This is a genomic window from Streptomyces sp. CNH287 (genome assembly GCF_000424825.1).
The window spans coordinates 204,365-230,289 of record NZ_AUKQ01000011.1 but is presented as its reverse complement, the minus strand read 5'-3'; the positions used below and the strand labels follow the sequence as shown (position 1 = coordinate 230,289).

General features: G+C 70.5%; 21 protein-coding genes. 5 read left to right on the top strand and 16 right to left on the bottom strand.

Annotated elements, in window-relative coordinates; translation table 11 throughout:
* The first annotated feature begins 89 nt into the window (after window positions 1-89).
* The 3 genes from H299_RS0112410 to H299_RS0112400 all read left to right on the top strand — a co-directional run bounded on the left by H299_RS0112410 (window position 90) and on the right by H299_RS0112400 (window position 3,930).
* Window positions 90-1,304, top strand: a complete 1,215-nt coding sequence (locus H299_RS0112410) for an acetyl-CoA C-acyltransferase (protein ID WP_027748669.1) — start codon at window positions 90-92, stop codon at window positions 1,302-1,304.
* Window positions 1,301-3,448, top strand: coding sequence for a 3-hydroxyacyl-CoA dehydrogenase NAD-binding domain-containing protein (locus tag H299_RS0112405; protein WP_027748668.1), 2,148 nt, complete (start codon window positions 1,301-1,303; stop codon window positions 3,446-3,448). Before H299_RS0112410 ends, H299_RS0112405 begins: the two co-directional genes overlap by 4 nt.
* 101 nt (window positions 3,449-3,549) lie before the next feature.
* Complete coding sequence (locus tag H299_RS0112400; RefSeq protein WP_027748667.1) at window positions 3,550-3,930, top strand: hypothetical protein; 381 nt, start codon at window positions 3,550-3,552, stop codon at window positions 3,928-3,930.
* Between the two features lie 208 nt (window positions 3,931-4,138).
* On the opposite strand, the gene H299_RS0112395 is transcribed toward H299_RS0112400, so the two are convergent.
* From H299_RS0112395 to H299_RS33765, 13 genes are all read right to left on the bottom strand, one after another.
* Window positions 4,139-4,330, bottom strand: a complete 192-nt coding sequence (locus H299_RS0112395) for a hypothetical protein (protein WP_027748666.1) — start codon at window positions 4,328-4,330, stop codon at window positions 4,139-4,141.
* A 120-nt stretch (window positions 4,331-4,450) separates the two neighbouring features.
* On the bottom strand, window positions 4,451-6,052 hold the full coding sequence (locus H299_RS33770; RefSeq protein WP_078512671.1) for a glycosyltransferase family 39 protein: 1,602 nt from the start codon (window positions 6,050-6,052) through the stop codon (window positions 4,451-4,453).
* A 137-nt stretch (window positions 6,053-6,189) separates the two neighbouring features.
* Entirely contained in the window at window positions 6,190-8,091 is a 1,902-nt protein-coding gene (dxs, locus tag H299_RS0112385; RefSeq protein ID WP_027748665.1) for a 1-deoxy-D-xylulose-5-phosphate synthase, read from the bottom strand.
* A gap of 398 nt (window positions 8,092-8,489) precedes the next feature.
* Window positions 8,490-9,761, bottom strand: coding sequence for an ABC transporter permease subunit (locus H299_RS0112380; RefSeq protein WP_027748664.1), 1,272 nt, complete (start codon window positions 9,759-9,761; stop codon window positions 8,490-8,492).
* Window positions 9,758-10,537: an ATP-binding cassette domain-containing protein gene (locus H299_RS0112375; RefSeq protein WP_037758754.1), complete on the bottom strand. Its 780-nt coding sequence runs from the start codon at window positions 10,535-10,537 to the stop codon at window positions 9,758-9,760. Before H299_RS0112375 ends, H299_RS0112380 begins: the two co-directional genes overlap by 4 nt.
* A 144-nt stretch (window positions 10,538-10,681) precedes the next feature.
* Entirely contained in the window at window positions 10,682-11,776 is a 1,095-nt protein-coding gene (locus tag H299_RS0112370; RefSeq protein ID WP_027748662.1) for a sugar ABC transporter substrate-binding protein, read from the bottom strand.
* A 162-nt stretch (window positions 11,777-11,938) separates the two neighbouring features.
* Window positions 11,939-13,147, bottom strand: a complete 1,209-nt coding sequence (locus H299_RS0112365) for an ROK family transcriptional regulator (RefSeq protein WP_027748661.1) — start codon at window positions 13,145-13,147, stop codon at window positions 11,939-11,941.
* A 244-nt stretch (window positions 13,148-13,391) separates the two neighbouring features.
* Complete coding sequence (locus H299_RS0112360; RefSeq protein WP_027748660.1) at window positions 13,392-14,327, bottom strand: carbohydrate ABC transporter permease; 936 nt, start codon at window positions 14,325-14,327, stop codon at window positions 13,392-13,394.
* A gap of 16 nt (window positions 14,328-14,343) precedes the next feature.
* Window positions 14,344-15,423 carry a carbohydrate ABC transporter permease gene (locus tag H299_RS0112355; RefSeq protein ID WP_078512669.1) on the bottom strand — a complete coding sequence of 360 codons (1,080 nt, stop codon included), beginning with the start codon at window positions 15,421-15,423 and terminating at the stop codon, window positions 14,344-14,346.
* Between the two features lie 128 nt (window positions 15,424-15,551).
* On the bottom strand, window positions 15,552-16,970 hold the full coding sequence (gene ngcE / locus H299_RS0112350; RefSeq protein ID WP_027748658.1) for an N-acetylglucosamine/diacetylchitobiose ABC transporter substrate-binding protein: 1,419 nt from the start codon (window positions 16,968-16,970) through the stop codon (window positions 15,552-15,554).
* A 348-nt stretch (window positions 16,971-17,318) separates the two neighbouring features.
* Complete coding sequence (gene acnA, locus H299_RS0112345; RefSeq protein ID WP_027748657.1) at window positions 17,319-20,036, bottom strand: aconitate hydratase AcnA; 2,718 nt, start codon at window positions 20,034-20,036, stop codon at window positions 17,319-17,321.
* Between the two features lie 217 nt (window positions 20,037-20,253).
* Entirely contained in the window at window positions 20,254-20,652 is a 399-nt protein-coding gene (locus tag H299_RS0112340; protein ID WP_486587248.1) for a YrdB family protein, read from the bottom strand.
* On the bottom strand, window positions 20,649-21,329 hold the full coding sequence (locus tag H299_RS33765; RefSeq protein ID WP_051262401.1) for a TetR/AcrR family transcriptional regulator: 681 nt from the start codon (window positions 21,327-21,329) through the stop codon (window positions 20,649-20,651). The genes H299_RS0112340 and H299_RS33765 overlap by 4 nt, the downstream gene beginning before the upstream one ends.
* 142 nt (window positions 21,330-21,471) lie before the next feature.
* Between H299_RS33765 and H299_RS0112330 the strand changes: the two genes are divergently transcribed.
* Both H299_RS0112330 and H299_RS0112325 read left to right on the top strand, forming a co-directional pair.
* Complete coding sequence (locus H299_RS0112330) at window positions 21,472-22,938, top strand: DHA2 family efflux MFS transporter permease subunit (RefSeq protein WP_027748655.1); 1,467 nt, start codon at window positions 21,472-21,474, stop codon at window positions 22,936-22,938.
* 196 nt (window positions 22,939-23,134) lie between these two features.
* A complete protein-coding gene (locus H299_RS0112325; protein ID WP_027748654.1) occupies window positions 23,135-24,664 on the top strand; it encodes a UDP-N-acetylglucosamine 1-carboxyvinyltransferase in 1,530 nt (509 codons plus the stop codon).
* Between the two features lie 83 nt (window positions 24,665-24,747).
* On the opposite strand, the gene H299_RS0112320 is transcribed toward H299_RS0112325, so the two are convergent.
* The 3 genes from H299_RS0112320 to H299_RS0112310 are packed head-to-tail and all read right to left on the bottom strand — an operon-like array spanning window position 24,748 to window position 25,912.
* Window positions 24,748-25,134, bottom strand: a complete 387-nt coding sequence (locus tag H299_RS0112320; RefSeq protein ID WP_027748653.1) for a VOC family protein — start codon at window positions 25,132-25,134, stop codon at window positions 24,748-24,750.
* Window positions 25,135-25,137: 3 nt separating this feature from the next.
* Window positions 25,138-25,491, bottom strand: coding sequence for a metalloregulator ArsR/SmtB family transcription factor (locus H299_RS0112315; RefSeq protein ID WP_027748652.1), 354 nt, complete (start codon window positions 25,489-25,491; stop codon window positions 25,138-25,140).
* On the bottom strand, window positions 25,478-25,912 hold the full coding sequence (locus tag H299_RS0112310) for an SRPBCC domain-containing protein (RefSeq protein ID WP_027748651.1): 435 nt from the start codon (window positions 25,910-25,912) through the stop codon (window positions 25,478-25,480). The genes H299_RS0112315 and H299_RS0112310 overlap by 14 nt, the downstream gene beginning before the upstream one ends.
* Between the last annotated feature and the right edge of the window lie 13 nt (window positions 25,913-25,925).

Below are 25,925 nucleotides of genomic sequence, written 5' to 3'. Positions count from 1 at the left end.
ACCCCTTGCCACAGTGTTACCGGCAAGTAGCATGGGGGGCGGGAAGCGCGCCGTACGGCGTCACCACCGCACCCTGGAGGAGAGCCATCGTGCCTCGTACCGCTAGGGACGTCGTCTTCGTCGACGGCGTCCGGACCCCGTTCGGCAAGGCGGGCCCGAAGGGCATCTACCACGAGACCCGCGCGGACGACCTGATCGTCAAGTGCATCCGTGAGCTGCTGCGCCGGAACCCGGACCTGCCGCCGGGGCAGATCGACGAGGTCGCCGTCGCCGCGACCACCCAGATCGGCGATCAGGGTCTGACCCTGGGGCGTACCGCGGGCATCCTGGCCGGGCTGCCCGCCTCGGTGCCGGGCTACTCCATCGACCGCATGTGCGCGGGCGCGATGACCGCGGTCACCACCACGGCCGGTTCGCTGGCCTTCGGCGCGTACGACGTCGTCGTGGCGGGCGGGGTCGAGCACATGGGCAGGCACCCGATGGGCGAGGGCGTCGACCCGAACCCGCGCTTCGTCTCGGAGAAGCTGGTCGACGAGTCGGCCATGTTCATGGGCATGACCGCGGAGAACCTGCACGACCGCTTCCCGCACCTGACCAAGCAGCGCGCCGACGAGTACGCGGTGCGCAGCCAGGAGAAGGCCGCCAAGGCGTATGCCAACGGCCGTATCCAGCAGGACCTGGTGCCGATCTCGGTACGCCGCACCAGCCCGGAGGCGGGAGAGACCGGCTGGGGCCTGGCCACCGCCGACGAGCCGATGCGCCCGGGCACCACGCTGACGAGCCTCGCCGGGCTCAAGACCCCCTTCCGCGCGCACGGCCGGGTCACCCCCGGCAACGCCGCCGGGCTCAACGACGGCGCCACCGCCTCCCTGATCGCGGCCGAGGACACCGCCCGCGAGCTGGGCCTGCCGGTGCGGATGCGGCTGGTCAGCTACGCCTTCGCGGGCGTGGAGCCCGAGGTGATGGGCATCGGGCCGGTCCCGGCGACGGAGAAGGCGCTGAAGAAGGCCGGGCTGGCCATCGGCGACATCGGCCTCTTCGAGATCAACGAGGCGTTCGCCGTCCAGGTCCTGGCGCTGCTCGACCACTACGGCATCGCCGACGACGACCCGCGCGTCAACCAGTACGGCGGCGCCATCGCCTTCGGCCACCCGCTCGCGTCCTCCGGCGTGCGTCTGATGACGCAGCTCGCCCGGCAGTTCGAGGAGCAGCCGCACATCCGCTACGGCCTGACCACCATGTGCGTCGGCTTCGGCATGGGCGGGACCGTCATCTGGGAGAACCCCCACTGGGAGGGCAAGTGAGCAAGACAGCCGAGCTTCTCGAGGGTGCAGCGGAGCTGTTCCCCGACGAGGTGGTCACCCAGGCGCACGTACGCCATCTCGACCTCCCCTCCGGCGCGGGCAGGTTCGCGCTGATCACACTGGACAACGGCCTGGACCACACCAAGCCGACCACCTTCGGCCCGCAGTCGCTGGCCCGCCTCGACGCGGCCCTCGACCAGGTCGAGGCGGAGGCGGCGGCCGGCGAGATCGTGGGCGTCGGGCTGACCGGCAAGCCGTTCATCTTCGCCGTGGGCGCCGACCTCAAGGGCGTCGGGCTGCTGCGGCGGCACGAGGACGCGCTGGCGATCGGCCGGGGCGGGCACGCCGTCTTCGCCCGGTTCGGCCGCCTCGCCGTGCCCAGCTTCGCGTACTACAACGGCGCGGCGATGGGCGGCGGCGTCGAGGTCGGCCTGCACTGCACCTACCGCACCGTCACCAAGGCGCTGCCCGCCTTCTCCCTGCCCGAGGTCTTCCTCGGCCTGGTGCCCGGCTGGGGCGGCTGCGTCCTGCTGCCGAACCTGATCGGCGCCGACCGGGCGGTCAGCGTCGTCATCGAGAACTCCCTCAACCAGAACCGGCAGCTCAAGGGCCGGCAGGTCTTCGAGCTGGGGATCGCGGACGCGCTCTTCGAGGGGGCGGACTTCCTCGAGGAGTCGCTGAAGTGGACCGCCTCGGTGCTCAACGGCGACACCGAGGTCGTCCGCGCCGAGGTCGACCGCAGCGAAGCGTGGGACCAGGCCGTCGAGCGCGGCCGGGCCTTCGCCGACAGCAAGGTGCACGGCGCGGCCCCGGCCGCCTACCGCGCACTCGACATCATCGCAGCAGCGAAGAGTGGCGATCTGCGCGCGGGCCCCGAAGCGGAGACCCTCTTCGCTCTCGAAGACGTGGCGCTGGCCGACCTCGTCATGGGCGGTGAACTGCGCAGCGGGCTCTACGCGTTCGACCTCGTGCAGAAGCGCGCCAAGCGCCCGGCGGGCGCGCCGGACCGCTCGCTGGCCCGGCCGGTGACCAAGGTCGGCGTGGTGGGCGCGGGGCTGATGGCCTCGCAGTTGGCGCTGCTGTTCGTCCGCCGCCTGGAGGTGCCGGTCGTGCTGACCGACATCGACCGGGAGCGGGTGGACAAGGGCGTCTCCTACGTCCACGAGGAGATCGACAAGCTGCTGCTCAAGGGCCGGGTCGGCCAGGACCGGGCGAACCGCCTCAAGGCCCTGGTGACCGGTTCGCTGGACAAGGCGACCGCTTTCGCCGACGCGGACTTCGTCATCGAGGCCGTGTTCGAGGAGATGGGCGTCAAGCAGCAGGTGTTCGCCGAGGTGGAGGCGGCCGTGCCGGCGCACGCCATCCTGGCCACCAACACCTCCTCGCTGTCGGTCTCCGAGATGGCCGCGGGGCTCCGGCACCCGGAGCGCGTCGTCGGCTTCCACTTCTTCAACCCGGTCGCGATCCTGCCCCTGCTGGAGATCGTGCGGGCGGACCAGACGGACGACGCGTCGCTCGCCACGGCGTTCGCGGTGGCGAAGTCGCTGAAGAAGTCGGCCGTACTGGTCAAGGACGCCCCGGCGTTCGTCGTCAACCGCGTGCTCACCCGCTTCCTGGGCGAGGTGCTGCGCTCCATCGACGAGGGCACCCCGGTGGACGTCGCCGACCGCGCGCTCGCGCCGCTGGGCCTGCCGATGTCGCCGATCGTGCTGCTGGAACTTGTCGGCCCGGCCGTCGCCCACCATGTCGCGGGGACCCTGCACGCCGCCTTCCCGGACCGTTTCGCGGTCTCCGAGAACCTCGGGCGGATCGTGGCGGCGGGCAAGCGCGGCCTCTACGTCTACGACTCCGGCAAGCCGGAGCTGGACCCGGAGGTGGCCGCGCTCTTCCAGACCGGCGGCACGGCCCTGACCGAGGAGCAGGTGCGCGACCGCGCGCTGGACGCCATCGCCCAGGAGGTCCGCCTCATGCTGGACGAGGGCGTGGTGGCCGAGGCGCAGGACATCGACCTGTGCCTGATCACGGGTGCGGGCTGGCCCTTCCACCTGGGCGGCATCACGCCGTACCTGGACCGCGAGGGCGTCAGCGAGCGCGTCACCGGCGGCCGGTTCCTGGCCCCGGGCCTCGCAGACGTTCCCGCGTAGCGCGGGCCCGGAGGACGTACGCGTGAGGGGGTGTTCCGCAGCGACGGCACACCCCCTTACGCACGGGGCGCCCCATGGGACACTGCCCTGATGAGGCCAGCATGAGAACGCTGCTCGTCGTCGATGCCGCCAACGTCATCGGCTCCGTCCCCGACGGCTGGTGGCGGGACCGGCGCGGCGCCGCCGAGCGGCTGCGCGACCGGCTCGTCCCGTACGCCGCCGACGGGCTGCCCGGCCACCCCGGTCCGGTCGAGCTGGTGCTCGTCCTGGAGGGCGCGGCGCGGGATGTCGCCCCGGTCGAGGGCGTGCGCACGGTGGCCTCGCCCGGCAGCGGTGACGACCGCATCGTCGCGCTGGTCGCCGAGGAGGGGCAGGGCCGCCCCTGCGTCGTGGTCACCGCGGACCGCCTGCTGCGCGAGCGGGTCCGGGCGCTGGGCGCGGAGGTGACCGGGCCCCGCTCGGTGCGCCCGGCGGAGCGGTAGGTCCCCCCGGCCTCGGGCCGAGGGGCGCCGGGAGGTACCGCCCCCGCGTTGTCGGAGTCGTCCGGGTACGCCCCCGCACGAGGACGGTCCTCCGCCTCGCCATCCGTTCCCTGCCCGCGGCGGGGAGACCCCAGCGCCTGACTCCCCCTGGGCCCGGCGCCCCCGAAGGCCCCTGCGGGCCGAACCGCGAAGATCGCACCGGCGCGGCCTACCCGGGCACTCCGCCCGCCCGCCCCGGGACCGCGCGGCGCGAAGTGGCGGCCCGGCCGCTCCCCGGCTCGCGCCGCCGGTCCGCGGAGCCGGTACGGGCCGGGGCGGGCCGTCCGTGGCGTATCGCACTGGCGGCGTGGAAGCCGTACGCGAAGTCCCGGACCAGTACACCGATGTCGCGCGCTCGCATGGCACTCTCCCTACGTGAGTAAACCGATCTGTATACCTGCCACTCAGCGTAGGTATACAGATCGGTTTATGCAAGAGGATTCGGCTCACACCGGGGGGCAGAACGGCACCGCCCGCGCGGTCAGCCCCGCACGCGCAGGTAGAGGACCGCCCCGCCGACCGTGTCGACCCGCTCGTAGTACGCGTCGAGGTAGCGGCGCAGCGTCGGGATGCGCGCGGGCCGGTACGGCTTGCCGCGCGAGTCGTCGACGATCACCCGGGGCGGGTGCGCGGCGAGGTCGCGCCGGAAGGAGTCCCAGGCGCCGGGCATGCCGTACCGCTCCGCCACCCGTACGCCGCCCCGCCCGCCGCTGTAGTTGGTCAGGAACCCGGCGGTCAGGAAGCGGGTGGCGGGCACGCGGTCGGACATCCAGTAGTTCTCCGGATGCATGCCCCACACCAGCACCCGGTCACTGGGCCGGGTGTGCTCGCGCAGCGCGGCCGAGACCCGCTTCGCGTGCTCCAGCTCCGGCCGCTTCATCGTCAGGCCCCAGCCCACGAAGGCGGCGGCCAGTACGGCGGTCGCGGTGACCACCACCGTGGCGGCGCGCGGGTCCAGCCGGTCCAGCGCGGCGGCGCCCAGCAGCGCGAGCGCGGGGGTGAGCTGGACGAAGTAGTGGCCGTAGAACTGGAATCCGAACGCCACCGCCACCGCGGAGGCGGCCAGCCACGCCCACAACTCGGGCGCGCCCGGACCGCGGCGGCGCCGCGCCCACCGGGCGTACCCGAGTGCGACCAGCAGCGGGAGGCAGGCCACGGCCAGGATCGCGGTGGAGCCCGCCGCCCGGCCCAGCGCGAGCAGCACCGCTCCCTCCACCGACGCGTAACTGCCGGAGCCGGTCGCCGTCCAGTAGCTGAAGCGGCCCGGCCCGAAGTGGAGCGCCGCCGCCGCCAGCGGCACCGCGAACGCGGCGAGCAGCCGCAGCCCGGCCAGGGCCCGTTCGCCCGACCAGCCCGGGTGGGCGCGGAAGAGCACGAACAGGACGGGCAGCAGGACCGCTCCCCCGGTCTGCTTGGTGAGTGTCGCCAGCGCCACGGCGAGACCCGCCCACGCCCAGCGGCGGCGGTCCGCGCACCACATCGCGGCCACCGTCCAGGGCAGCATGAAGACCTCGAAGGTCGCCGCCTGGGTGTCCTCCGGGTTGAGCCCGATCGCGATCAGCACGGCGAGCGCGCCCGCCGTCCAGCCCGCGCGGTCGCCCCAGCGGCGGCGTGCCATGGCGGCCACCAGGGCCGCCGTCGCGACGGTCGCCGCGATCGCGGCGACCCGCAGCGGCCACAGCGAGTCGTCGCCGAAGAGCGCGAACGCGCCGCGGTAGAGCCAGGGCAGCAGCGGAGGCTTACGGTCCACGACGGTGTCGTAGAGCACTCCCCCGTCGGCCAGTTGGCGGGCCTGGGTGGCCAGGAAGCCCTCGTCGGGGTTCCACAGGGTCTGCGCGAACGAGGGCAGCCGGGTGAACGCGGCCAGCAGGGTGAGCACGGGCAGCAGCCGCAGCCAGTAGCGCGCCTCGCCGGAGCCGCCCGCCTCGGGTCCGCCGCGGCCCGACGGCTCCTTTTGCCCCTTCCCTGCCTCACCCGGCTCCGGGGCGGGCCCGGCCGTGCCCGGCCCGGTGGGGGCCGAGCCGCGGACGCGCAGCAGTACAGCGGCGGCGAGAGAGCGCGGCTGCGCTGCGGACGTCGACATGGGGTCCAATTTATCGGGGTAACTCCGGCCACCGCCCGGCGGCCGGTCCCGGGCACCGGCCGGCACGGCTGGGCCGGAGTGACCCCGGGGTCGCTCCGGCCCGGCCGTGCGTGCTGGGTGTGCTGGGCGTGCTGACCCTAGTCCCGGGCGATCTCGGCCGCGTCGAAGCGTCCGTCGATGCGGGCCACCACGCCCGTCACCTGCCGGGCGATGTCCGGGGCGGTGAGACCGACCTCGGTGAGCACCTCCGCACGGGAGGCGTGGTCGAGGAAGCGCTCCGGGATGCCGAAGTCCCGCAGCGGCACGTCCACCCCGGCGTCGCGCAGCGCCTGCGCAATGGTCGAGCCGACACCGCCGACCCTGCTGTTGTCCTCGACGGTCACCACGACGCGGTGCTGCTCCGCGAGCGGCGGCAGCGCCTCGTCGACCGGCTTGACCCAGCGCGGGTCGACCACGGTGGTGGAGATGCCCTGCTTGTTCAGCAGCTCCGCGATCTCCAGGCACATCGGCGCGAGCGCGCCCACCGACACGAGCAGGACGTCGGGCGCGTCCGTGCCCGCCTCGCGCAGCACGTCCATCCCGCCGATCCGGCCCACCGACGCGACCGCAGGGCCGACCGCGCCCTTGGAGTAGCGCACGACGGTGGGGGCGTCGTCCACCTCGACGGCCTCGCGCAGCTGCGCGCGCAGCTGGTCGGCGTCGCGCGGCGCGGCGATGCGCAGGCCGGGCACGACCTGAAGGATGGACATGTCCCACATGCCGTTGTGCGAGGCGCCGTCCGAGCCGGTGACCCCGGCGCGGTCCAGTACGAAGGTCACGCCGCAGCGGTGCAGGGCGACGTCCATCAGCACCTGGTCGAAGGCGCGGTTGAGGAAGGTGGCGTAGAGGGCGAAGACCGGGTGCAGGCCGCCGGTGGCCAGACCGGCCGCGGACACGGCGCCGTGCTGCTCGGCGATGCCGACGTCGTAGCAGCGCTCGGGGAACGCCTGCGCGAACTTGTGCAGGCCGACCGGCCGCATCATCGCCGCGGTGATCGCGACGATGTCCTCCCGCTCCCGGCCCAGGCGCACCATCTCCTCCCCGAACACGGAGGTCCAGTCGGCGCCCGAGGACTTCACCGGCAGCCCGGTGTCCGGGTGGATCACGCCGACCTGGTGCATCTGGTCGGCCTCGTCCGCGCGGGCGGGCTGGTAGCCGCGGCCCTTCTCGGTGATGCAGTGCACGATGACCGGCCCGCCGAAGCGCTTGGCGCGCTGGAGCGCGGACTCCAGGGCCTCGATGTCGTGCCCGTCGATCGGCCCGACGTACTTCAGGCCCAGGTCCTCGAACATGCCCTGCGGGGCGATGAAGTCCTTGAGGCCCTTCTTGGCGCCGTGCAGCGTGCCGTACAGCGGCTTGCCGACGACGGGGGTGCGGGTGAGCATCTCCTTGCCGCGGGCCAGGAAGCGCTCGTAGCCGTCGGTGGTGCGCAGTGTGGCCAGGTGGTCGGCCAGGCCGCCGATGGTCGGCGCGTAGGAGCGCTCGTTGTCGTTGACGACGATGACCAAGGGGCGGTCCTTGGCGGCGGCGATGTTGTTGAGCGCCTCCCAGGCCATGCCGCCGGTCAGCGCGCCGTCGCCGATGACGGCGGCCACGTGGGCGCCGGTGCCGCGCAGCTCGTTCGCCTTGGCCAGGCCGTCCGCCCAGCCGACCACGGCGGAGGCGTGCGAGTTCTCGATGATGTCGTGCTCGGACTCCGCCCGCGAGGGGTAGCCGGAGAGGCCGCCCTTGCGCTTGAGCTGGGAGAAGTCCTGCCGGCCGGTGAGCAGCTTGTGCACGTAGGCCTGGTGCCCGGTGTCGAAGAGCACCTTGTCCTTCGGGGACTCGAAGACGCGGTGCAGCGCGATGGTCAGCTCGATCACGCCCAGGTTCGGGCCGAGGTGACCGCCGGTCCTGGCGACCGACTCGATGAGGAACGCCCGGATCTCCTCGGCCAGCTGGACGAGCTGTTCGGAGCTGAGGCGGTCCAGGTCACGCGGTCCGGTGATGCGGCTCAGCAACCCCGGTACCCCGGGGGCGGTGGATTCTCCGGTCCCGGCGGGCGTCGCCGCCGCGAGCTTGGGTGGGGAGACCTCCTGGCCCGGCGCCACCCCGGTGCGTCGCGCTTCGCGCGGCCCCTGCTGCACGGTGCCTCCTGTGCTGTCGTTCCCGGCCAATTCCGTTGAGTCCGCTGAGTCTAATGTTCCCTCCGCGAACCTGTTCGCTGGAGCCGGGGATCTGCGGGCCATCAGAGTCGGTACGTAGCCGTGTGGGTGGTTATGTCTCCTTACTCCCCGGAGTGACGCCGGTCATGACGGTGCCCGGCACCGCCGTGGCGCCGGGCACCTGGTGCGGCGGGCGCGGCTCCAGGGTCTTTCGGTGGGATCATGCTGGGCTCGCGGGGTCCAGCGGAAAGACCCTAGGTCCGCCCGGCCGTCTTCTGGGTGCGCCGCGAGACGGAGTCGATCACCACGGCGGCGAGCAGCACCGCGCCGGTGATCATGAACTGGATCTCGCTGGCCATGCCCATCAGGTCCAGACCCTGCTGGATGGACATGATGACCAGGGCGCCGAGCAGCGCCGACCAGATCTTGCCCCGGCCCCCGAAGAGGCTGGTGCCGCCGATGACGGCCGCCGCGATCACGTTCATCAGCGTGTTGCCCGCACCGAGGCTCTTGTTCGCGCCGCCGGACTGGCTGGCGATGAAGAGTCCGCCGACGACGGCCAGCGTGCCCGCGATGCCGAACACCGTGATCCGTATCTTCTCCACGTTGATGCCGGCCCGCCGCGCGGCCTCCGCGTTGCCGCCGACGGCGAAGATCTGCCGCCCGTAGACGGTGCGCCGGGCGACGAAGTCGGCGAGTACCAGGATCACCAGGAAGACCACCAGGGCGAGCGGCAGCCCGCGCGCGCCCTTGGGCTCGTTCAGCTCGTACGCGATCACGAACGCGAGCACCGCGAGAACCCCGGTGCGCAGGGCGATCTCGCTCATCGGCCGCGACGGCAGCTCCGCCGCGCGGCGCCGCCTGGCGTCCAGCAGCTGCGCGGCGAGGTAGCCCGCGACGGCGACGGCGGCGAGCGCGTAGGCCGCCGCCTTGTCCGCGAAGTAGTAGCCGGTGAGGTCCTCGACGATGCTGCCGGAGGGCGTGTTGATGCTGCCCTCCTCACCCATCAGCCAGATCTGGAGCCCGCTCCAGCCCAGGAAGCCCGCCAGCGTCACGACGAAGGCGGGGACCCCCACCTTGGCGAAGAAGAAGCCGTGCAGGAGCCCGATGCCGCCGCCCAGGGCGAGGGCGAGGAGCACCGAGAGCCAGTCGTTCAGCCCGTGCGTGACGCTCAGTACGGCCCACAGGGCCGCGCCGACGCCGGCCACCGAGCCGATCGAGAGGTCGATCTCGCCGAGCAGCAGCACGAAGACCACGCCGATGGCCATGATGCCCAGGCCCGCGGTGTAGACGCTGATGTTGCTCAGGCTGCTGGCCGACAGGAAGCTGTCGTTCTGCGACTGGAAGACGACAGCGATGATGATCAGGCCGACGATGACCGGCAGCGAGCCCAGCTCGCCGCCGCGCACCCGGCGCCGGAAGTCGTTCAGGTAGCCCTTGAAGCCCTGCTCGCGTACGAGCAGCCGGGGGTCGACCGCACCGGTGGGCGAGGCGGCGGCGGGGTCCGTCTTCTTCAGGTCGCTCATTTGCCCGCCTCCGTCGTACGGGCCTGCCGACGGGTCACCGCGTTGTCCGCGGCACCGGTGATGGCGGCGATGATCTGTTCGTGCGAGGTGCTCGCGACGTCGAAGACGCCGTTGTTGCGGCCGAGCCGCAGCACCGCGACCCGGTCGGCCACCGCCTGCACGTCGGCCATGTTGTGACTGATCAGCAGGGTGCCCAGGCCCCGCTCGCGGAGCCGCTCGACCAGGTCGAGGACCTGCGCGGTCTGCTCGACGCCCAGCGCGGCGGTGGGCTCGTCCAGGATGACCACCTGCGGGTCGCCGATCAGCGCGCGGGCGATGGCGACGACCTGCCGCTGGCCGCCGGAGAGCGAGGCGACGGGAATCCGGACGCTGGGAATCCGGATGGACAGGGTGTCCAGCAGCTCCTTGGCGCGCTTCTCCATGGCGACCTCGTCCAGGACGGAGGCGGTGCGCAGCTCGCTGCCGAGGAAGAGGTTGGCGACGACGTCGAGGTTGTCACAGAGGGCGAGGTCCTGGTAGACGGTCGCGATGCCGAGTTCCTGCGCGTCGTGCGGCCGTTGGATCTGGACCGGCCGCCCCTTCCACTCCAGGGTGCCCTCGTCGATCGGGTGCACTCCGGCGACGGTCTTGACGAGGGTGGACTTACCGGCGCCGTTGTCGCCGACGAGGGCCACGACCTCACCGGGGCTGATTTCCAGGTCTACGTCCGTGAGCGCCTGTACGGCACCGAACCTCTTGGAGACTCCGCGCAACGCCAGCACGGGTTCGTTCGGCACTGGGCCTACTCCGATCTGTCCGGGGATCTGTCCGGGGACGCCCCGCCCGCGGCTGCGAGCGGGCCGGGGCCGTCCCCTCGGATGGGGTTGCATCGCGGCGCACCGGGAGGGCGCCGGAGGTGCCCGCCCGGGGGCGGGCGCCGGCTACTTCAGGCCCGCCGCCTCGCAGGCCTTCGCGAACGCCGGGGTGCAGATCTCGTCGACCTCGTAGACCTTGTCCTTGATGATCGTGTCCTTGATGTTGTCCTTCGTGACGACCGTGGCGTCGTAGAGCTTGGTCGGGACGCCCTTCTTGCTGCCGCTGTCCACCTTTTCCGGCACCAGGTCGTCGATGCTCTTGCCCTCCAGCAGCGCCACCGCGACGGAGGCGGTGGTCTCGGCCTCCGGCTTGATCGCCTTGTAGATCGTGAAGCTCTGCTCGCCGCTCAGCACGCGCTGGAGTCCGGCGAGTTCGGAGTCCTGACCGCCCAACGGCACGTCCTTGATCCCGGCCTTCTTCAGCGCGGTGGCGATGCCGCCGGCCATGCCGTCGTTCGCCGAGTAGACGGCGTCGAAGCCGTCCTTGCCCTGCGAGGTGATCGCGGCGGCCATCTTCTTGTTGGCCTCGTCCGGCGACCAGTCCGGGATGTCCTGCTCGTAGACGATCTTCTTGACCTTCTCGTCGAGGACGGCGTGGGCGCCCTTCTTGAAGAAGCCCGCGTTCGGGTCGGTGGGCGAGCCGTTGATCATGACAACGTTGGCATCCTTCGCCTTGGCGCCCAGCGCGTCCACCAGGGCCTGGCCCTGGAGTTCGCCGATCTTCTCGTTGTCGTAGGAGACGTAGGCGGAGATGTCGCCCTCGGCCAGGCGGTCGTACGCGACGACCTTGACGCCCTTCTTCGCGGCCCGGTCCACCCAGGACTTGGTGGCCTTGTAGTCCACCGCGTCCAGGATGATCACCTTGACGCCCTGCGTGATCAGGGCGTCGAACTGCTTCTTCTGCCGCTCGGTGTCCTGGGAGGCGTTGTTGTACTTGACCTCGCAGTCCGAACACAGCTCCTTGATCTTCGCCTCCATGAAAGGACGGTCGAAGGTCTCGTAGCGCGTCGTCTTGTTCTCCGGCAGCAGCAGGCCGATCATCTTGTTGTCGGCGGCGCCGTCGTCGCCCTCATCGCTGCCCGCTTCACCGCAGGCGGAGAGAGCCAGAGCCATCGAGACCGCGGCCGTGCCCATGACGACGCGGCGCGTCATCGTGTTCATAGAGTCAACCTCCCTGACGGGGCCGCGTCCTTGCGGCCGAGGTGGCCCGAAGTCAACTCGCCAGTAAGGCAACCGTCAAGAAGTAAATCATTAACGAGATGGCAACGATGCCATTCGTTACAACCATGAACACACAAGATGACCCGTTGTCATGATATGTAGTCAGAGAGAGACCGGCGCGGCGGCCGACGGCGGCGCCTCGGAGGAGTCCAGCAGGGTCGAGTCGCCCATCTCGCTGAGCACCAGCGCGAGCGCGCCGAGGACCTCCGCACGGCCGCCCAACGCCCCCGGGGCCACCGTCAGATGGCGGGCCGCGCTGGGGATGGCGTAGCGCGCCACGGAGTCGCGCACCGGGTCCAGGACGAGGTCGCCCGCCTCGGCCAGGTCCCCGCCGAGGATCACCCGGCTGGGATTGAGCAGGTTGCACAGGTTGGCCACGCCGCTGCCGATGTGGCGGCCGATGTCGGCGAGCAGCCTGCGGCAGCCGGGGTCTCCCTCCCGCGCCAGGGAGACCACCTGAGGCATCGTGAGATCGGCCCCGTGGCTGGAGTTGAGCAGCGGCAGCACGTAGCGCGCGGCCGTGAAGGTCTCCAGGCAGCCCCGGTTCCCGCAGCGGCAGACCGGCCCCGACTCGTCCAGGGTGATGTGCCCGATCTCTCCCGCCGTGCCGCCGGGGCCCCGGTAGATCTGCCCGTTGATGACCAGGCCGGCGCCGACACCGCTGGCGATCTTGATGTACGCCAGGTCGCGCGCGCCCCGACCGCTGCCCCAGACCTGCTCGCCGAGCGCGCCGAGGTTGGCGTCGTTGTCCACGTAGACCGGGCCGCCGAGCCGGCCGGCCAGTTCGTCGCGCGGCCGGGTGCCGGTCCAGCCGGGCAGGATGGCGGTGGAGCCGAGCGCGCCGGTCTCCACGTCGATCGGCCCGGGCACGCCCAGGCCGATTCCGATGATCTTGGAGCGGCTCACGCCCGTCGCCGCGATGAGCCGCTCGACCAAATGCTCGGCACGGTCGAAGCCCTCCGAGGCGGAGGCGTCGACGTCGATCGGCTCGGCCTCCTCGGCCAGCACCTGGTGCGCCAGGTTCCCTACGGCCACCCGCAGGTGGGTGTGCCCGAAGTCGACGCCCACCACGACGCCCGCGTCCCCGGAGAGCGAGACGCTGCGGGCCCGCCGGCCGCCGGCCGAGGTCGGGGTGACCTCGACGGTGCCGTTCTCCCTCAGCTCGCGGACGATGTTGGAGACCGTCGCCGCCGACAGCCCGGTCGACCGGGCGATCTCCGCCTGCGTGAGCGAACCGGCGAGGCGTACGGCGCGTACGACCCGCTCCAGATTGGCCCGGTGCAGTGAGGACTGCGACCCCGGAGTCTCCACGACTGAACCCACTCCCGCCTCGACGGGCGGCGCGACCACCGGCCCGTCGGCCGTACCCAGGCAGCGGGGTACGGCCTGTCTCCAACACATGAACTCTAAGCAGAGCGCTGGCGGGTGTCTCCCGTCAAGACCTTGAACGGACGACATCGCTCAGATGGGAGTCATGGTACGGAAGTGAGCAGACATGAGGCAGCCGGGCCCCCGGTGACTCCACCGGGGGCCCGGCACACACCTCGTACGTTGGTTACTTGACGGCGCCGGCCGTCAGGCCCTCCTGCACCTGGCGCTGGAAGACCATGTACACGACCAGGATCGGGATCATGGCGATGGACAGGCCCGCGAAGAGGGCACCCCAGTCGCCCTCGTAACCCTGGTTGACGGACAGTTCGGCGAGCCCCTGGGTCAGGAGCGCCTTGTTCGGGTCGGTGGAGTTGAGCGCCAGTGGCAGGAAGTACTGGTTCCACTGGCCGAGGAAGTTGAAGATGCCGATGCTGATCAGCCCTGGCTTGGCCATCGGCAGCATGATCTGGAAGAACGTCCGCACGTGGGAGGCGCCGTCGATGGTGGCGGCCTCCGCGACGCTGGTGGGCAGGGTGCGGAAGAACGAGGTCATGAAGAACGTGGTGAACGGCAGCGAGTACGCGATGTACGCGAGGATGATGCCGTGCCGGGTGTCCAGCAGCCCGAAGTTGTCCATGACGAAGAAGAGCGGCACGACCGCGAGGATGATGGGGAACATCATCCCGCCCGCGAACAGCATGTACACGACGCGGTTGCCGCGGAAGCTGAACCGGGCGATGACGTAGGCGGCCATCGAGCCCAGCAGCATCGTGCCGGGCAGCGAACCGCACAGAATGATCAGCGAGTTGGCCGCGTACTTGCCGATGTTCGCGTCGGACCACGCGTTGCTGAAGTTCTCGAAGCTGAGCGAGGTGGGCCAGCCGAACGGGTTCCCGGTGATGTCACCGGACTCCCGGAGCGAGTTGACCATCACCCACAGCAGCGGACCCGCCGCCATCACGACCCACAGCACGAGGAAGGCGGACGAGAAGACGTTGAGCGCGCCTCCCTGCCCGGATGTGCGCTTCCTGCCCTGGGCCGGTGGGGCCGCCGGCGGCCTGTCCGTGAGGACGGCCTGGCCTTCCGGGTCGTCCGCCGGGCTCTTGGTAAGGCTCGTCACTGCATCTCCCCGCTCATCAGAATTCGATCCGCTCACGCCGGCTGAGCAGCATCATGATCGCCGAGAAGATCATGGTGATGACCAGGAGCACGACGCCGACCGCCGTGGCATATCCGGCCTGCCCGACGTCGAACGCCTTCTTGTAGAGATAGACCGGCGTCACCAGGGTGCTGTTGCCCGGACCGCCCGCGTTGATCGTCATGATGTAGACGATGGCGAATCCGTCCAGCGCCTGGATTCCCATGTAGATCCAGCCGGTGTGCACCGTGTCCCAGATCAGCGGGAGGGTGACCTTGAAGAAGGTTTTGGGCCGGCTGGCGCCGTCCAGCAGGGCGGCTTCGTAGATGTCCTTCGGCACCGATCCCATGGCGGCCGAGAAGAGCACGACATAGAAGCCGATGAACATCCAGCACAGCACGAAGAGCACGGAGTACATGGCGATATCGGGATTCGCCAGCCAGGACTGGGTCCAGGACCCCAGACCCACCTTGCGCAGCATCTCGTTGAGCGGCCCCGTGATGGGGTCGTACATCGCTCCCCACACGACGCCCACAATGGCGACGGAAAGCACCTGCGGGAAGAAGTAGACAATCTTGTAGAACTTCGCGCCGCGTACGCCGGAGACCGCTTCGCCCTTCCGGTGCCGGCCGCCCGCCTGAAGCATGTAGGCGAAGAAGAGGCCGAGTCCGAGAGTCAGGACGGGGGCCACGACGAGCAGCAGCAGGCTGTTCCTGATCGACGCCCAGAAGTCGTCGTCCTCGAACATCCGGGTGTAGTTGTCGAAGCCGACGTAGTTGAACTCGCTGCTGTATCCGGACCAGTCCGTGAGTGAGTAGTGGAAGGCCTGGAAGAACGGGGAGATCACCAGCACCGCGTAGAGCAGCAGCGGCGCCAGCAGGAACCAGCTGATGAAGCGATACTTGTCCAGGGACCGGTATCGCCGGTCGTATTTCACCTTCTTCGGGGTGAAGCGGGGCGGCAGCACGAGTGTCGCCGCAAACAACAGATAGTCGCCGAAGGACGCGCGTGTGCCGCCCCTGGCCGGTGCCGGTGCCGGTGCTGGGCTCTTGTCCACTGCCCGCACATCGTTCGCCATGCCGCCCCGCTCCGTATTCACCATCGAACCGATGGACCGAATGGACTGAATGGACGTGCCTTCGCCCGCCTGAGCCGGCACAGCCGCCACGTGGGCCGACTGTGCCGTCACTCAGGCGTGCGTACGTCTCAGCGCTTGTACTTCTTGATGGAATCGTCGCCGCGGACGTCGTCGGTGGCCTTCTGGCACTGCTTGATGGCCTCGGCCGGCTTGATGTCGCCGGCCATCATCGCGGCGATGGCACCGCCGATCTTGTCCTTGTGCAGCTGGAGGTACCAGTCCGAGATGCGGGGGCTGACGATGTTCTCACCGGCCGCCTCCAGCGTCGCCTGGGTCGACTTGAGCCCCGGGGTGAGGTCGAGACCGTCGGCGGCGCCCTTGACGCAGGACAGCGCGGAGACCAGCTTGGTGAAGTTCTGCGTGGACTCCTTGCCCATCATCGTGCGCAGCCACTCCATGCCGCCCTCGACGTTCTTGGCCTTCGCGGGCACCATGAACGGCTCGCTCGCCTCGGCCCAGATCGTCTCGAAGGGCATGGCGTCGGACTTGTCGAGGCCAGTCGGCGGCGAAACCGTCATCTGGAAGTCCTTGGGCGTGGTCTTCCGCGCCTCGTTCTCCACCCAGGAGCCGTTCGGCAGGAAGAGCGCGTTGCCCTTGTTCCACTGCGTCTGCGACTGGATGTGGTCGATGCCCGGGGTGCCCTTGAGGATGAATCCCCTGGCCTGCAGCTCGTGGTAGGCCTCGAACGCCTTCTTGACGGCCTCGTGCTTCCAGGCGTCCGGCTCCAGGTTGTCGATCGCCTTGAGGACGTCGGCGCCGCCGATCTTGGCGATGAAGGGGTACATCGTGAAAGAGAAGTAGTAGGGGTGCTTCCCCGCGTACGTCCAGCCCGCCATGCCCTGCTTCTTCGCCTTCGTACAGACGGCGATCATCTCGTCCCAGGTCTTCGGGTATTCGACCTCGAGCTTGTCCAGGGCGGTCTGCGAGTACCAGGTGCCGTAGACGGTGTACGAGTAGCTCAGCTGGTAGCACTTACCGCCGAATGTGCCCTTCTCCACGACTCCGGGCAGCAGCATGTCCCGGACCGATTTGGAGGGGTCGAAGAGGGACGGCGCGTCCAGCAGCGGCTCCAGGGCGGCGACCTGCTCGTCCTTGATGAGGCTGGCGACGTCCATGTTCTCGGCGCCGGAGTTGTTGATGACATCCGGCGGATTTCCCTTGACCATCCGCGGCTGCATCTTGGTGCGGATCTTCTGGGTGCTCTCGTGCTTGACCTTGCCGTAGGTCTTCTCGAAGACCTTGTGGGCGTCCTTCGCGTACTGGTCGCCGTAGCCGCCGTCGAAGATGACGACTTCCACGCCTGCCGTCTTGTTCACGCCAAGGGGATTCTTGTCGCTCTTCGTGCCCTTGTTGACCTTGTCGTCACCGCTGTCATCGCTGCCGCTCGCACAGGCCGACAGTGCGGTCATGCCAGGGGCGGCGACCAGGCCGATCGCCGCAGCGCGCTTGATAACACCACGACGGTTGACATCGGAAGTGGATCCCATGCTCAAGTCCTCGCCTTCTCCAGGACTCAGGCGGTGTACCGGTCTGCCGTCGACTCGCCAGTGGCGCGAAGGGCCCGACACCGCGGGTCATTTGAAGCTTGGGTCGTACAGCACTGCTCATTGGTACATACCTGAGTCCCCGGCTTCTGTGCCGGATCACCTGAGGTGCCGACAGGTATAGTCCACTTGCAGTCGGCAGGGCAAGATCGAAGGCACCTTCGGCCGTGAGTCTTTCCCGAGTTGAGACCTCTCGGACATAAGGCAGCGCCGCACCCCACGGATGGGGGTACGGCGCCAGCCTTGTGACCTGTTGTTTTGTCGCGAGCTAGGGAAGTGGAGCGGCCATCGTCACTTGCGGATGAGGGAGCGCAGCACGTACTGGAGGATGCCGCCGTTCCGGTAGTAGTCCGCCTCGCCGGGCGTGTCGATACGCACCTTGGCGTCGAACTCGACCCCGCTGTCCGTCGTCACCCGAACGGTCTCGGGGACGCCGTCGTTGAGGGCGGTGACACCCGTGAAGCTGAACGCTTCCTCGCCGCCGAGCCCGAGCGACTGCGCGGTGGCGCCCTCGGGGAACTGGAGCGGCAGCACGCCCATGCCGATCAGGTTCGAGCGGTGGATGCGCTCGTAGCTCTCGGCGATGACCGCGCGGACGCCCAGCAGCGCCGTCCCCTTGGCCGCCCAGTCGCGCGAGGAGCCGGAGCCGTACTCCTTGCCCGCCAGGACGACCAGCGGGATGCCGTCGGCCTGGTAGCTGCGCGAGGCCTCGTAGATCGAGGTGACAGGCCCGTCCTGCTGGGTGAAGTCACGGGTGAAGCCGCCCTCGGTGCCCGGCGCGATCTGGTTGCGCAGCCGGATGTTGGCGAAGGTGCCGCGGATCATGACCTCGTGGTTGCCGCGCCGGGAGCCGTAGGAGTTGAAGTCGCGGCGCTGCACACCGTGCTCGGTGAGGTACTTGCCCGCGGGCGAGTCGGCCTTGATGGCACCGGCCGGCGAGATGTGGTCGGTGGTCACCGAGTCGCCGAGCTTGGCGAGCACCCGCGCGCCCGCGATGTCCTCGACGGGGGCCGGGTCCATGCCCATGCCCTCGAAGTAGGGGGGCTTGCGGACGTACGTGGACTCCGCGTCCCACTCGAAGGTGTTCCCGGTCGGGATGGGCAGCGCCTGCCACTGGGCGTCACCGGCGAAGACGTCGGCGTAACTGTTGGTGAACATCTCCTGCCCGATGGCCCCGGCGACGACCTCCTCGACCTCCTGCTCGGAGGGCCAGATGTCCTTGAGGTAGACCGGGTCGCCCGCCTGGTCGACACCCAGGGCCTCGGTGGTGATGTCCACCTTCATCGAGCCGGCGAGCGCGTACGCGACGACCAGCGGCGGGGAAGCGAGGTAGTTCATCTTCACGTCGGGGTTGATCCGGCCCTCGAAGTTCCGGTTGCCCGAGAGCACGGCGGCGACGGCCAGGTCGTGGTCGTTGACGGCCTGCGAGATCTCCTCGGGCAGCGGCCCGGAGTTGCCGATGCAGGTGGTGCAGCCGTACCCGACGAGGTTGAAGCCCAGCTTGTCGAGGTAGGGGGTGAGCCCGGCGCGGTCGTAGTAGTCCATGACGACCTGGGAGCCGGGGGCCAGCGTGGTCTTCACCCACGGCTTGGTGGTCAGGCCCTTCTCCACCGCCTTCTTGGCCAGCAGCGCGGCGCCGACCATGACCGAGGGGTTGGAGGTGTTGGTGCAGGAGGTGATCGCGGCGACGGCGACGGCGCCGTGGTCGATCTCGTACGTCCTGCCGTCGGCGGAGGTCACCTGCACCGGCTTCGACGGCACGCCGTTGGAGACGGCCGGCGCGTCGGAGGCCGGGAAGGACTCCTTGCCCGCCTCGTCCTGGTCGGACTCGGAGACGTAGTTGCGTACGTCGTGGCCGAACTGGCGCTTCGCCTCGGACAGCGCGATGCGGTCCTGGGGGCGCTTGGGCCCGGCGATGGACGGCACGACCGTGGCCAGGTCCAGCTCCAGGTACTCGGAGTAGACCGGCTCCTGCCCGGCGTCGTGCCACAGGCCCTGTGCCTTGGCGTACGCCTCCACCAGCGCGAGCTGCTGCTCGGAGCGGCCGGTCAGGCGCAGGTAGGTGATCGTCTCGTCGTCGATCGGGAAGATCGCGGCGGTCGAGCCGAACTCCGGCGACATGTTGCCGATGGTCGCGCGGTTCGCCAGCGGCACCGCGCCGACGCCGTCGCCGTAGAACTCGACGAACTTGCCGACCACGCCGTGCCGGCGCAGCATCTCGGTGATCGTGAGCACCAGGTCGGTGGCGGTGGTGCCGGTGGGCAGCTCGCCGCGGAGCTTGAAGCCGACGACGCGCGGGATGAGCATCGAGACCGGCTGGCCGAGCATCGCGGCCTCCGCCTCGATGCCGCCCACGCCCCAGCCCAGCACGCCGAGGCCGTTGACCATGGTGGTGTGCGAGTCGGTGCCCACCAGCGTGTCGGGGTACGCCTGGCCGCCGCGGACCATCACGGTACGGGCCAGGTGCTCGATGTTGACCTGGTGCACGATGCCGGTGCCCGGCGGGACGACCTTGAACTCGTCGAACGCGGTCTGGCCCCAGCGCAGGAACTGGTAGCGCTCGCGGTTGCGCCCGTACTCCAGGTCGACGTTCTGGGCGAAGGCATTGGCGGTGCCGAACTTGTCGGCGATCACCGAGTGGTCGATGACCAGCTCGGCGGGCGCGAGCGGGTTGATGCGGTCGGCGTCGCCGCCCAGCTCCTTGACGGCCTCACGCATGGTGGCCAGGTCCACGACGCACGGCACGCCCGTGAAGTCCTGCATGATCACCCGGGCCGGCGTGAACTGGATCTCCTGGCTGGGCTGCGCTTCGGGGTCCCAGCCGCCCAGTGCCCGGATGTGGTCGGCGGTGATGTTCGCGCCGTCCTCCGTGCGCAGCAGGTTCTCCAGCAGCACCTTCAGGCTGTACGGAAGGCGGGCGGAGCCCTCCACCTTGTCCAGCCTGAAGATCTCGTACGACTCGTCGCCCACCGGCAGTGTGCTGCGGGCGTCGAAGCTGTTCGCCGACACGACAGTCTCCTTCAATGCATGAGGCCGATCCGCTAAGGTGGGCGCGGCTTGGTTAGGCAAGCCTTACCCGCCGGCGGTGGCGTGTGCGCCTTCGACAGTTATCTCGATGTCGAGATAACTCTAGTACACCACCGCCGTCCGGTCATGCGCGGCCCGGCGCCGGCCTGGTTCCGCGTGCCCGGGCGCGGCGCGGGCGCGACCCGGGCGCCGGGGCCGGTCAGCCCGGCGCCGGGCGCCCGCGGTCCCCCCGGGAGATCTGCACCAGAGCCGTGTTCACCAGCAGCACGCCCGCCAGGACCGCCGCCGCGACCGGATGGCCGAGGCCCAGCACGGCGAGCGCGGCACCGCCGAGGACCAGCGCCTTGACGGCGAGCACTCCGGCCGCCGGCAGCCGTACCCGCGCGCGGGGCGCGGCGAACAGGCCCCACAGCACCGCGGCCAGCAGGGGCGCCCCCAGCAGAAGCTGGAGCGCGATGCCGCTCCCGGCCGAGAAGCCCCACCAGCCCAGGCAGCCCAGCGCGGCCAGCTCCAGGAGGAAGGCGAGCACCTCGTTCGCCGTGAACCACGGCCGGCCGGCCAGGCCGGCCGCGGCGCGGCGGCCCTCGTCCGGCGTCACCGCGGACCGGCCGCGGATTCACCTACGTCGGCGGCGAACGCCTGGAGGAAGGTGTGCACGCCGTCCCGTACCAGGGCCCCCCGCTCCGCCTCGGGGACCTCCCGGGAGCCCAGCCGGGAGCGCCTGTCCAGCGGACCGGTGAGCAGGGCGGAGAACTGCTCCGCGGCCACCGTCGGATCGGTCACGCGCAGGCACCCGGCGAGCGAGAGGCGCGCCAGCCGGTCGGCGAGGGCCTCCAGGACTCGGTCGGCCACCTGGTCCTGGACGATCGCCATCAGCTCGGGGAACTGGTGCGACTCCGCCGACAGCAGCCTGCGCAGCGCCCAGGCCCGCGGGTCGCAGTAGCACGTCACCAGACTGAGGCCGAAGTCCTCCAGCATCGGGCGCGGGTCGGCGCCCTTGTCGGCGAGCCGTTCGACGGCGGCGAGGTTCCGGGCGAGCGCCGCGTCCGCCTCGGCGGCGACCGCCTGCCGGAGCAGCGTCTCCTTGTCGCCGAAGTGGTTGTACACGGTGGCCTTGGCCACGCCCGCCTCCAGGGCGATCACGTCCATACCGGCCTGCGCGTACCCCTCGCGGGCGAACACCGCGAACGCGGCGCGAAGGATCGCCTGCCGCTTGTCGATGCGCCCGCGCGAGTGGGTGAGACCCGGTACGGCTCCGATTCCTGCTCCGCTCATGCCGCGCAGCATACACACCAAGGCGAATAACTGGACTAATGAGTCCATTTTGCTGGGCCGACTTGCGCAAGACTCATGCGACTTCTAGTTTGGACTTGCTGGTCTAGTTGCCAGCTTCACGCGAGCGAACCGGAGACGACCGATGACACGCACGCACGACACCCGCCTCGACCCCGCGCTGCGGCGGCTGATCGGAGTGATCCTGCTCGGCGGGATCATGGGAATCCTCGACGGCACGATGGTGGCCGTCGCCGTCGACACCCTGGTCGCCGAGTTCGACACCTCGCTCAGCGCGGTCGGCTGGGTCTCCACCTCGTATCTGCTGGCGCTCACCGTCGCCATCCCGGTCACCTCCTGGGCGGTCGACAGATTCGGCGGCAGGCGGCTGTGGCTGCTCGGCCTGCTGCTCTTCCTGGCCGGTTCGCTGATGTCGGCGCTGGCCTGGGACGTGGGCAGCCTGATCGTCTTCCGGGTCGTGCAGGGCCTGGGCGCCGGAATTCTCGACCCGCTCGTGCTGATACTGCTCGCCCGCGCGGCCGGGCCCGGCCGCGCGGGACGGGTGATGGGGCTGATGGGCGTCGTCCTCTCCCTCGGCCCGGTGCTCGGCCCCGTCGTGGGCGGCGTCGTCCTCGACGGGCTGGGCTGGCGCTGGATGTTCCTGATCAACCTGCCGATCGGCGTGGCGGCCCTGCTGCTCGCCCTGCGGACGCTGCCCGCGGACGCGCCGCGCGCGGCGAACGGCCCCGGCACCCGCCTGGACGTGGTCGGCCTGGCCTTGCTCACCCCCGGATTCGGGGCCGGGATACTGGCCCTGTCCCAGGCGGCCGAGCACGGAGGCTTCACCGCCTGGCCGGTGCTCGCCCCGCTGGCCGCCGCCGGCGTGCTGCTGGCCGGCTACGCGGGCCACGCGCTCGGCAGCCGCCGTACCCCGCCGCTGATCGATCTGCGCCTGTTCACCCGCCCCAGCTTCACCGCGAGCGTCGCCGTGATGGCACTGACCGGGCTCGCGACCTACTCCGGACTCTTCGTCCTGCCGCTGTACTACCAGCAGGCGCACGGCCACGGCGCGCTCGCCGCGGGGCTGCTGGTCGCGCCACTGGGAGTGGGCGCCGCCCTCGCCATGCCGCTGGCGGGGCGGCTGTCCGACCGGCTCGGCTCCCGCGGCCTGGCCCGGGGCGGTGCCGCCGTGGCCCTGCTGAGCATCCTCGCCCTGACCCGGACCGGCGCGGGGACCCACGAGTTCTGGAGCGCGACGGCCGCGTTCGTGATCGGGCTGGGGCTCGGCTGCGTCGGCGCGCCGACAATGGGGGCGCTCTACCGCACGCTGCCCGCCCCGCTGGTGCCGCAGGGCAGTTCGGTGCTCTACATGCTCAACCAACTCGGTGCCTCGGTCGGCATCGCGGTGGTCGCCCTCATCATGCAGACCGCCGGCGACCCGATGCGCGGCTTCCACGGCGTCTACTGGTTCATGGCCGGCGCGACGCTGGTCGTCGTGGCCGGCACCGCACTGCTGCCCGGACGCGACCCGGCCGACTCCCCCGCCGACGGCGGCCGGGGCGCCGACTGTGCCGACGGCACTGCGGAGCAGCCCGCCCTGCCCGCCGGGTAGTTCCGCTCGCGGAAGCGCCCCGGGAGCCTCCGGGGTCGTACCCGCCGCGCCTCGCCGTGCGGTGTGCGGCGGGATGGGCGACAGTGGAGGCGTGGGGTCCAAGAGGCGGCGGCGCGACGGGAGTCGCGACCGGAGCGCACCCGAATGGGGGCACCCGGCGCGGCCTCTATCTCATATCTGAGATAACGTTGGCCTCATGAGCGACGACTACCTCGCCCGCATCGGGCAATTGATCCGTGACGCACGACAGCATCGCGGCTGGACACAGTCGCAACTGGCGGAGGCGCTGGGCACCAGCCAGAGCGCCGTCAACCGCATCGAGCGCGGCAACCAGAACATCAGCCTGGAGATGATCGCCCGCATCTCCGAGGCTCTGGACAGCGAGATCGTCTCACTCGGCTACTCCGGCCCGATGCATCTGCGGGTGGTCGGCGGGCGGCGCCTGTCCGGCAGCATCGCCGTCAAAACCAGCAAGAACGCCTGCGTGGCCCTGCTCTGCGCCTCGCTGCTCAACTCCGGGCGCACCGTACTGCGCCGGGTGGCGCGGATCGAGGAGGTATACCGCATCCTGGAAGTCCTGGGCTCGATCGGGGTCCGGGCGCGCTGGATCAACGAGGGCGCGGACCTGGAGATCGTGCCGCCCGCCGAGCTGGACCTCGCGGCGATGGACGCGGACGCCGCCCGGCGCACCCGCAGCATCATCATGTTCCTGGGGCCGCTGCTGCACCGCTCCGAGCAGTTCCGCATCCCGTACGCGGGCGGCTGCGACCTGGGGACCCGCACCGTGCAGCCGCACATGATCGCGCTGCGCCGGTTCGGGCTGGACATCACGGCCACCGACGGGATCTACCACGCCCGCGTGGACCGTACGATCGGCCCGGACCGCCCCATCGTGCTGACCGAGCGGGGCGACACCGTCACCGAGAACGCGCTGCTGGCGGCGGCCCGGCACGACGGCGTGACGGTCATCCGCAACGCCTCCTCCAACTACATGGTCCAGGACCTGTGCTTCTTCCTGGAGCAGCTGGGCGTACGCGTCGAGGGCATCGGCACGACGAGCCTGACCGTGCACGGCGTGGCCCGGATCGACGTCGACGTCGACTACTCCCCCTCCGAGGACCCGGTCGAGGCGATGAGCCTGCTGACCGCGGCGGTGGTGACGGAGTCCGAGCTGACCGTCACCCGGGTGCCTGCGGAGTTCCTGGAGATCGAGCTGGCGGTGCTGGAGGAGATGGGCCTCGACTTCGACCGGACCCCGGAGTACCCGGCCGACAACGGCCGCACCCGGCTCACCGACCTGACGGTGCGTCCGTCCAAGCTCGAGGCACCGATCGACAAGATCCACCCGATGCCCTTCCCCGGGCTGAACATCGACAACGTGCCCTTCTTCGCGGCGATCGCCGCGGCGGCGCAGGGCCAGACCCTGATCCACGACTGGGTCTACGACAACCGCGCCATCTACCTGACCGACCTGAACCGGCTGGGCGGACGCCTCCAGCTCCTGGACCCGCACCGCGTCCTGGTCGACGGCCCGATCCGCTGGCGCGCGGCCGAGATGATGTGCCCGCCCGCGCTGCGGCCCGCCGTGGTCGTCCTGCTGGCGATGATGGCCGCCGAGGGCACGTCGGTGCTGCGCAACGTGTACGTGATCAACCGCGGCTACGAGGACCTGGCCGAGCGGCTCAACGAAGTGGGCGCGCAGATCGAGACGTTCCGCGACATCTGACGCACGGACGCCGCCGCGTCACGCCCGGACCGCTGGAGCGCGGGTCAGGCGGGATGCGGCGGCGGCCGTGTGCGGGTTGCCGGTCAGGCGGCGTCGGGGAGCCGGACGATGTGCGGGACGCCGACGGGGTTGCAGATCCAGTGGGCGTTCATGCCGGCGGGGAAGGGCTCCAGTTCGTCCTGGGCGGTGATCCCGTGCTCGGCGAGGTGTGCGGTCGCCTGGTCGACGTCGTCGGTGAACAGTTCCAGCCACAGGTCGGCGCGCGCGTAGTTGTCGACGCGGTCGAGCCACAGCGTCACCGGCCCGAACCGCACCGAGGCGCTCTGTACGACGCCGTCGGCGACGGCTTCGCCGCTGGCGTCGGTCACCTCCATGCCCAGTACGTCGCGGTAGAAGGCGAGGGTGCGGTCGAACTGCGCCTGGGGAAGCTTCATGGCGATGTTGTGGCCGCCGCGGAAGGTCGGGCTCATGTTTCAGTTCTCCTTCGTCTGGTCGAGATGGTCACGCAGGACGTTCAGGTGGCTGTCCCAGTCGCGCGCCAGCGCGGCGAGGAACGACTGGGCCACGGCCACCGGCCCGGCCTGGAGGCGGTAGCGGATACGGCGCCGCTCCCCGGCCTCGGCCCGGACCAGTCCGGCGTCGGTCAGCAGGCCGAGGTGCTTGGCGATCGCCTGCCGCGAGATGGGCAGCAGCCCGGCCAGGTCGGTCGCGGTCGCCGGTCCGCGCGCGGCGAGTTCGGCGAGGATGCCGCGCCGGGTGGGGTCGGCCAGCGCGGTGAAGACCTCCTGGGCGATCGACTCGGCCTCGGGGGGATCAGGCAGCGGCATCGAGATACCCGGCCAGCTCGGCCAGCTCCATCCGCCAGCCGGTGACGTTGCCCTCGTAGGCGCCGGCCAGGTCGTCGGACAGCTGGGCGAAGCCGGTCTCCACGACCGTGAGCCGGGTGCCGGCGGGCCCCGGCTCCAGCGTGAACTCCACGTAGGTGCGGCGCGGGTCGGACGGTGGCAGCCCTTCGATCGCCCAGCTGTAGGAGAAGCGGCGGGGCGGATCGACGACCTGGAGCCACAGAATGTGCTCCTGGCCGTCGTCCCACCGCACCCGGGCCTGGCCGCCGGGGCGCAGCTCGTCGATCTCGGCGCTGGAGCCGAACCAGCCGCCGAGGCCATCGGCCGTGGTCAGCGCCGCCCACACCTTCTCGGGCGGGTGGTGAAGATCGAGCGCGCGCTCGATGCGATTCGGTACGGGCATCCGGTCCTCCCTG

Bases quoted from the DNA above. Each gene is read 5' to 3' on its own strand.
- H299_RS0112330 (WP_027748655.1), top strand. From the start codon at position 21,472: ATGACACGCACGCACGACACCCGCCTCGACCCCGCGCTGCGGCGGCTG.
- ngcE (WP_027748658.1), bottom strand. From the start codon at position 16,970: ATGGGATCCACTTCCGATGTCAACCGTCGTGGTGTTATCAAGCGCGCT.
- H299_RS0112380 (WP_027748664.1), bottom strand. From the start codon at position 9,761: ATGAGCGACCTGAAGAAGACGGACCCCGCCGCCGCCTCGCCCACCGGT.
- H299_RS0112355 (WP_078512669.1), bottom strand. From the start codon at position 15,423: ATGGCGAACGATGTGCGGGCAGTGGACAAGAGCCCAGCACCGGCACCG.
- H299_RS0112370 (WP_027748662.1), bottom strand. From the start codon at position 11,776: ATGAACACGATGACGCGCCGCGTCGTCATGGGCACGGCCGCGGTCTCG.
- H299_RS33770 (WP_078512671.1), bottom strand. From the start codon at position 6,052: ATGTCGACGTCCGCAGCGCAGCCGCGCTCTCTCGCCGCCGCTGTACTG.
- H299_RS0112395 (WP_027748666.1), bottom strand. From the start codon at position 4,330: ATGCGAGCGCGCGACATCGGTGTACTGGTCCGGGACTTCGCGTACGGC.
- H299_RS0112400 (WP_027748667.1), top strand. From the start codon at position 3,550: ATGAGAACGCTGCTCGTCGTCGATGCCGCCAACGTCATCGGCTCCGTC.
- H299_RS0112325 (WP_027748654.1), top strand. From the start codon at position 23,135: ATGAGCGACGACTACCTCGCCCGCATCGGGCAATTGATCCGTGACGCA.
- H299_RS0112315 (WP_027748652.1), bottom strand. From the start codon at position 25,491: ATGCCGCTGCCTGATCCCCCCGAGGCCGAGTCGATCGCCCAGGAGGTC.
- H299_RS0112310 (WP_027748651.1), bottom strand. From the start codon at position 25,912: ATGCCCGTACCGAATCGCATCGAGCGCGCGCTCGATCTTCACCACCCG.
- H299_RS33765 (WP_051262401.1), bottom strand. From the start codon at position 21,329: ATGAGCGGAGCAGGAATCGGAGCCGTACCGGGTCTCACCCACTCGCGC.
- H299_RS0112320 (WP_027748653.1), bottom strand. From the start codon at position 25,134: ATGAGCCCGACCTTCCGCGGCGGCCACAACATCGCCATGAAGCTTCCC.